The organism is Mameliella sp. MMSF_3455 (assembly GCF_030733205.1).
Lineage (GTDB): Bacteria > Pseudomonadota > Alphaproteobacteria > Rhodobacterales > Rhodobacteraceae > Antarctobacter.
The window spans coordinates 70,331-77,266 of the sequence record NZ_JASHJL010000025.1 but is presented as its reverse complement, the minus strand read 5'-3'; the positions used below and the strand labels follow the sequence as shown (position 1 = coordinate 77,266).

The following is a 6,936-nucleotide window of genomic DNA, read 5'->3' as shown; positions in this document are numbered from 1 at the left end:
CCCCCCCCCCCCCCCCCCCCCCCCCCCCCCCCCCCCCCCCCCCCCCCCCCCCCCCCCCCCCCCCCCCCCCCCCCGCCGCCTTGGCGGCAAGGAAAAAGACCGGACCGACAGGTCCGGCCCATAACTCGGCGAGGAATCCGGAAAAGTATTACTCGGCGGGAATCGCCGCGGGGGCTGTCTTGGCAAAGTGCTGCCGGTTCAGGCGCAGCATCAGGGCGATGGCGACGACCTGCGATGCGATGGCCAGCCCGGTAACGCCCCAGTAGGCCAGGTCGAACTTGTCGACGACGCCGGCGGCGACAAGGCCCTTGTTGGCAAAGAAGTGGATCATCACCGCAAGCGCCACGAAGGGACAGACCAGCGCGTAGGAACCCGGCGAGGTCTTGGTCCCCATCACGAAATCGCTGAAGTATCCCTGCGCCTTGAGGACCACGGCACCCAGACCGAGGAAGGCCAGCTGGATGCCCAGCAGGCGGGCAAGGAAGACCATCGTTTCACCGGCGTTGCCATGCGCATCAAAGGCTGAATGCAGCCCGTGCGCCTGGCGCAGGAACATGATGCCCAGCACGGTGACGATCGGAACGATGATCATCAGGGTCGGGCCTGCCTCGCGCGCGGTGCCGTGCTGCAACATCGAGGCGAAGGCAGTGATGCTGGCAAAGGCCGCGTACAACATCGCAATGGTGCCCAGAATGGTCGAGAGTACCAGAGCGATACCGACCGTCGTGGCGCTCGTGCTCATCGCGGCAGGGGCGGCAAAGCCGACGGCAATCATCGACACGGAAAAGGCCGGGGTGAGCTGCGCGAAAGAGTTGTGCGCGGTCACGTCGAACAGCCCGCCCTTGGCCAGAACGCGGCCCAGGAAATCCCCGATCATGCGGAAAGCAATCACCGCGATCAGGCCGAAGGCCACCATTGCCAACGGAAAAAGAAATTCCACCACGCTCCACAGCTGGGGCACGAAGACCAAGCCGATGATGAAGCCGACGTTCACCGACATGGCCAGCGCCAGCGGCATCGCAAGCAAGGTGGATTCGGCGTTGGAATTTCTCAGTTCCGCGTAGGCCGGGGTTTTTCTGAAATCACTGTAGGAGGTGAGGTTCCAGACCAGAGACTTGATGTTGAGGAAGGCAAAGCCGGCAATGCCGATCATCGCGACAACGATCGCGGCCTGCATGTAGGGGCCGCCGCTGGCCCAGGCGGTCATGATGTCTTCGAATACCGGGACGGGCTGACCTGGGTGGGGCACCCAGAACATGAGGAACATGAAGAAACTGACAGCGATACCGCCGGCGCCAAGCGAGGCGAGAAAGTAGATCGGGGAATAGCTGTCTGCGGGTCTTTGTGCTGTGCTGGCCATGAGGGCCTCCTGACAGGCGGAAAACATTCATCGGATGGAATGCAATATACATTCTGAAAACAGAATGTAAAGTGAGACTTGATTGCGTGCCATTTATGGCGCCCATTCGAGGGTTAACCACTTCGTAACCAAGTTCAGCCTAGATTAGGCAATGCGCGGTTTTCCCTGTGTTCTCCTTCTGCTCGGCCTCGTCGGATGCGCATCGGCGGGGCCGGGTTTTTATGGCGCAGAGAAACACACGCGCGAGGTCGAAGGATCGCGATTCATCCTTCGTTTCCGCGGTCCCCTGGTCGAGGCCACGCGCACGTCTCCGGAATGGATGCCCCGGTTCGCCGACGTCGCGCGCAAGGCCGGTATCGCGGCACAAATCGAAACCGGCTGTCGTGCAAAATGGGTCGAGGGCGACCCGGCCATGATGTGGATCGGCTTGTCCTGCGACGGAAAACCTGCCCCAAAATTGCCCCGTCGGCCTCGAACACTCAAATGCGCCATTGATGAGCCCACGCGGCGCGGACCCCCGCGGGCCCTGGTCTTGGATTGCGGTGTGGGTCGGCGCTAGGCCGCAATATCTTGTGGAGAAGTGGCGTGATGCTGCCATATGGGGCGTCACTTCCTTGACTCGGCGCACCTCGAAAGCGCAGGTTGAGGGTCACATTCGGAATCGGACCCGGCCCATTGCGCTTTTCCAGACTCAGACTCACCGGCTTCAAAAGTTTCGTCGATCCGACGGATCTGATCATCAACGACGGGCTGACCGGCGTGGTCGGGCCGAACGGTTGTGGCAAGTCCAACCTCCTGGAAGCGCTGCGCTGGGTCATGGGCGAAACCCGGGCCAAGGCGATGCGTGGCGGCGGGATGGAAGATGTGATCTTTGCCGGGGCCTCTTCGCGGCCGGCCCGCAACTTTGCCGAGGTCAGCCTGCATATCGACAACGCCGACCGGCTGGCCCCGGCGGGGTTCAACGACCACGACCACCTTGAGATCGTGCGCCGCATCACCCGTGACGTCGGCAGCGCTTACAAGGTCAACTCCAAGGATACGCGGGCGCGCGACGTACAGATGCTGTTCGCCGACGCGGCCACGGGCGCGCATTCCCCTGCGCTGGTCCGGCAGGGGCAGATCAGCGAACTTATCAACGCCAAGCCCAAGAATCGCCGCAAGGTGCTGGAGGATGCTGCCGGCATCGGCGGCCTGTACCAGCGTCGGCACGAGGCAGAGCTGAAGCTGAAGAACACCGAAGCGAACCTCTTGCGGGTCGATGACGTTGTCGAGCAACTGGCAGGACAATTGTCCGCGCTGGCCAAGCAGGCCCGCCAGGCGGCTCGCTATCGTGCCATCGGGACCGAATTGCGACAGGCCGAGGGCATGTTGCTGTATCGCCGTTGGCGCGAGGCCGACGATGCGCGCGCCGCGGCCGAGGCTGCGCTGCGCGAGACGGTGACACGGGCCGCGCAGGCGGAAACCACGGCGCGTGCTGCCGAAAATACCCGTGCCGAACGCGAAGAGACTCTGCCGCCCCTCCGCGAGGAAGAAGCGATCGCCGCCGCCGTGTTGCAGCGGTTGATCGTTCAGCGCGATACGCTTTCCGATCAGGAAAAGCAGGCATTGGCCCGGATCGAGACCCTGAAGAATCGGATCGCCCAGCTTGTCCGCGACATGGACCGCGAGGCCGGGCTCAACCGCGACGCCGGCGAGACAATCGAACGGTTGGAATGGGAGGCCCGCGAGCTTGCCAAGGCCTCGGAAGGGCACGAAGACAGGCTGGCCGAAGCCCATGAAGCCGCGCGCGAGGCCTCGGGCGTGTTGCAGGCCCGCGAGGCGGAACTGGAACAGCAAACAGAGGATGTTGCCCGCCTGTCCGCACGTCACCAGTCGGCGCAGCGCTACCTTGCCGATTGCCGCAAGACGGTGGAGCGGAACGAGAGCGAGGCCGCCCGGGCGCGCGCCACGGTCGATACCGCCAAGGAGGCGCAGGCCCGCTCACGCGAGGCAGCAGAGGCCGCACAGGCCCGACTGACCGAAGCCCAGGAGGCGGCGGAACAGGCCGAGGTGACCCTGACAGAGGCCGAGGCCGCCCGAGCCGATACCCAGGCACGCGAGGCGGAGGCGCGCGGAGAGCGTTCCGAGGCCGAGGGTCAGATGAACGCCCTGCGGGCCGAGGTGACGGCGCTGGCCCGCCTGCTGGACCGAGACACCGCCGAGGGCGGGCAAATCCTGGATCGGCTGCAGGTTGAACAGGGGTATGAAAAAGCCTTGGGTGCGGCGCTGTCGGACGATCTGCGTGCGCCCGAGGTCGAGGGCGACGGGCCGACCGGCTGGGTCGTGCTGGCGGCTTATGACACGACACAACCTCTGCCCGAGGGCGCCTCGCCACTGGCAGGCCATGTCTCTGTTCCCGATGTGCTGGAACGCCGGCTGAGCCAGATCGGCCTGGTGGACGCGGAGGACGGTCCGCGCCTGCAGGCGCTGCTGAAGCCCGGTCAGCGGCTGGTGACGCTGGAGGGCGATCTCTGGCGTTGGGACGGCTATCGCGCCTGGGCCGAGGATCAGCCTTCGGCGGCGGCCCTGCGGCTGGAACAGCTCAACCGGCTGGAGGGGCTGAAACAGGAAATGGCGCGCGCCTCGGCGCAGCTCGAAGGGACTCAGGCGGCGCATGAGGCGCTGGTGGCGCAGTTGAGCGCGCTGACAGAGGCGGACAAGGCGGCGCGCGCGGCGCGGCGCGCGGCGGATCAGGCCGTGACAGAGGCCACCCGGGCGCAAAGCCGCGCCGAGGCCGAACGCGACATGGCCGAAGGCAAGGTCGAAAGCGCCACCCTGTCGGTCAAGCGCTACGAGGACGAAGCCGGCGCGGCCCGTGGTCAGCTCAAGGAGGCCGAGCGGGCTCTTGCAGGCCTGGACGACCTCGAAGAGGCACGCGCCCGGGCCGAAGACATCAAGATGACCGTCGAGGCGGCGCGGATGACCATGATGGCCCGCCGTTCTGCCCATGACGAATTGCGCCGGGATGGCGAGGCCCGCAAGGGGCGCGCCCAGCAAGTGACAAAGGACCTGTCCGGCTGGCGTCACCGCTTGGAAACCGCCGAGAAACGCGCCACCGAACTGGCAGAGCGCAAGGCCGAGAGCGAAGCGGAACTGGCGCAGGCGGAAGAGGTCCCGGGCGAGCTGGAGGCGCAGCGCAACGAGCTGACCGGTGCGATGGAGGCGGCAGAGGACCGCAAGGCTGCGGCCAGCGATGCACTGTCGGAGGCCGAGAGCGCCCTGCGCGAGGCGATCACTGCCGAACGCGACGCCGAGCGGGTGGCCGGCGAGGCGCGAGAGGCCCGCGCGCGGGCAGAGGCACGGGCCGAGGCCGCCCGCGAAACCGTCGAAGTCGCGGCAGAGCGGATCGCCGACGAGTTGGAGACGACGCCGGAGGCGCTGCTGGCCCAGTTGGACGTGGACCCGGACCAGATGCCCGCCTCGGACAAGATCGAGGCCGAGGTCTCGCGCCTGAAACGCCAGCGTGACGCATTGGGCGCGGTCAACCTGCGCGCCGAGGAAGATGCACGGGAAGTTCAGGAAGAGCACGACACGCTGGTGGCCGAGAAATCCGACCTCGAAGAGGCGGTCAAGACGCTGCGGTCCGGCATTGCCAGCCTGAACCGCGAAGGGCGCGAACGCCTGCTGACTGCCTTTGAACAGGTAAACAGCAACTTTTCGATGCTGTTCACCCATCTCTTTGGCGGCGGCGAGGCCAGCCTGATGATGGTCGAAAGCGACGACCCTTTGGAAGCCGGGCTGGAAATCATGTGTCAGCCGCCGGGCAAGAAGCTCTCCACCCTTTCGCTGATGTCCGGGGGGGAACAGACACTGACCTGTCTCGCGCTGATCTTTGCGGTGTTCATGGCCAACCCCTCGCCGATCTGCGTGCTGGACGAGGTGGACGCGCCATTGGACGACGCCAACGTGACGCGTTTCTGCGACATGCTGGACGAGATGTGCCGCCGCACGGACACGCGGTTCCTGATCATCACCCACCACGCGGTGACGATGGCACGGATGGATCGGCTGTTCGGCGTGACCATGCAGGAGCAAGGGGTCAGCCAGCTTGTCTCTGTCGACCTCAAGCGGGCCGAGAGCCTGGTGGCCTGAACCGGGCACACAACCGCCTCACCTTTCCGTCAAAGGGTTTCCGCCGTGCGCCAATTGCGCCATGTAAGGCGGGTTGCTCCTTTGTCCCGGTTCCTTGCGACGGTATCACATGCGCCTCTTCCTCCTGATTGCCCTGACCATGGTGGCTTTTGCCGCGAACTCTGTTCTGAATCGGGCCGCGCTGGCCGGGGGCGGGATCGACGCGGTGAGTTTCGGCACAATCCGGCTGTGGTCCGGCGCGGTGACGCTGGTCCTGCTGGGGTTGGTATTGCGCGGGCGGGTTGTGCTGGGCGGCGCCGGCAGGGTGGCCGGGATACTGGGGTTGGTTCTCTATATCTACGGGTTCTCGGTGGCCTATGTGGCGCTGGATGCGGGGCTGGGGGCGCTGATCCTCTTCGGAACCGTCCAGGTGACGATGTTCGGCGGCAGCCTGATCGGCGGAGAACGCCCGCCGGCGTTGCGTTGGGCGGGGGCGGCGTTGGCCTTTGGCGGCCTGGCCTGGCTGCTCTGGCCGGGTGGGGGTGTCGCGCTCAGCCTGGTGCACGGCGCGGCGATGGTCCTCGCTGGGCTGGGCTGGGGGATCTATTCGCTGGCCGGACGGCGGGCCGAGGATCCCTTGCTGGCGACCGGGGCGAATTTTCTGCTGGCGGCCCCCTTGGGGTTCTTGCTGGGGCTGGGATTGCCTGTCAGCCCAGAGGCGGTGTCACCGGAGTTGACGGGCATTCTGTTGGCGGTGGTTTCGGGCGCGGTGACCTCGGGGCTGGGCTATGCGCTGTGGTATCATGTCCTGCCACAGATCAAGGGCAGCGTCGCAGCGGTGGCTCAGCTGAGCGTGCCGGTCATCGCCATGGCGGGTGGCATGGTCTTTCTGGGCGAGGCGCTGTCGCTGGATTTCGTCATCGCGGCCGCGGTTGTTCTGGGTGGCGTGGCCCTCTCGGTCTTGAAGAAATAACCGCCCGGATCAGCGCAGGATCGGCTCCAGCGGGTCATAACCGGGGCCCTCGCCCCAGGCGACTTCGGGCAGGCTGGAGGGTTTCAGGCGCAGGCGTGCCAGTTCCTCCCGTGCAAAAAACCGGCGCTTGTACACGACGCCCTCCGGGTCCTTCCAATCCTCTGAAAGCGTGCCAGAGGTGATGCGGGCACGAAAGAAGATCTCGACCTGGTGAAAGCCGCGTGCGGGGTCGTGGAATTCGTTCACGAGGCAGGGAGCACCGACATCTACGCGCAGGCCGGTCTCTTCCAGCACCTCGCGGGCAAGGTTGTCCGGCAGGCTGGAGTGCGGCTCGACCCCGCCGCCGGGGGCGCACCACAGGTCCGACGTGTTGCCGGGCCAGGCGTTGACCAGCAGCAGGCGGTTGTCCTGCAGGATCACGGCGCGGCAGGCGATGCGAGGGGCGGGCATTCGTGCACTCCTTTCATGGCTTTTCTATGCGGTGGCGGGGCGC

The 6,936-nt window shown here is 66.0% G+C and carries 4 protein-coding genes; 2 read left to right on the top strand and 2 right to left on the bottom strand.

Annotated elements, in window-relative coordinates:
* Positions 1 to 148 precede the first annotated feature (148 nt).
* On the bottom strand, positions 149 to 1,360 hold the full coding sequence (locus RBB42_RS17845; protein WP_305968020.1) for a TsoY family (seleno)protein: 1,212 nt from the start codon (positions 1,358 to 1,360) through the stop codon (positions 149 to 151).
* 675 nt (positions 1,361 to 2,035) lie between these two features.
* Between RBB42_RS17845 and smc the strand changes: the two genes are divergently transcribed.
* Both smc and RBB42_RS17835 read left to right on the top strand, forming a co-directional pair.
* The gene (gene smc, locus RBB42_RS17840) at positions 2,036 to 5,491 is read left to right on the top strand and encodes a chromosome segregation protein SMC (protein ID WP_305968021.1); all 3,456 of its coding nucleotides are present in this window, start codon (positions 2,036 to 2,038) and stop codon (positions 5,489 to 5,491) included.
* Between the two features lie 109 nt (positions 5,492 to 5,600).
* Positions 5,601 to 6,443 (top strand): DMT family transporter, encoded by an 843-nt coding sequence (locus RBB42_RS17835; protein ID WP_305968022.1) that lies wholly within the window; start codon positions 5,601 to 5,603, stop codon positions 6,441 to 6,443.
* Between the two features lie 9 nt (positions 6,444 to 6,452).
* Here the strand turns inward: RBB42_RS17835 and RBB42_RS17830 are convergent, their stop codons facing one another.
* Positions 6,453 to 6,893 (bottom strand): NUDIX domain-containing protein, encoded by a 441-nt coding sequence (locus RBB42_RS17830; RefSeq protein WP_305968023.1) that lies wholly within the window; start codon positions 6,891 to 6,893, stop codon positions 6,453 to 6,455.
* Between the last annotated feature and the right edge of the window lie 43 nt (positions 6,894 to 6,936).

Coding starts and splice junctions, on each gene's coding strand:
- RBB42_RS17845 (WP_305968020.1), bottom strand. CDS start 1,360: ATGGCCAGCACAGCACAAAGACCCGCAGACAGCTATTCCCCGATCTAC.
- RBB42_RS17830 (WP_305968023.1), bottom strand. CDS start 6,893: ATGCCCGCCCCTCGCATCGCCTGCCGCGCCGTGATCCTGCAGGACAAC.
- RBB42_RS17835 (WP_305968022.1), top strand. CDS start 5,601: ATGCGCCTCTTCCTCCTGATTGCCCTGACCATGGTGGCTTTTGCCGCG.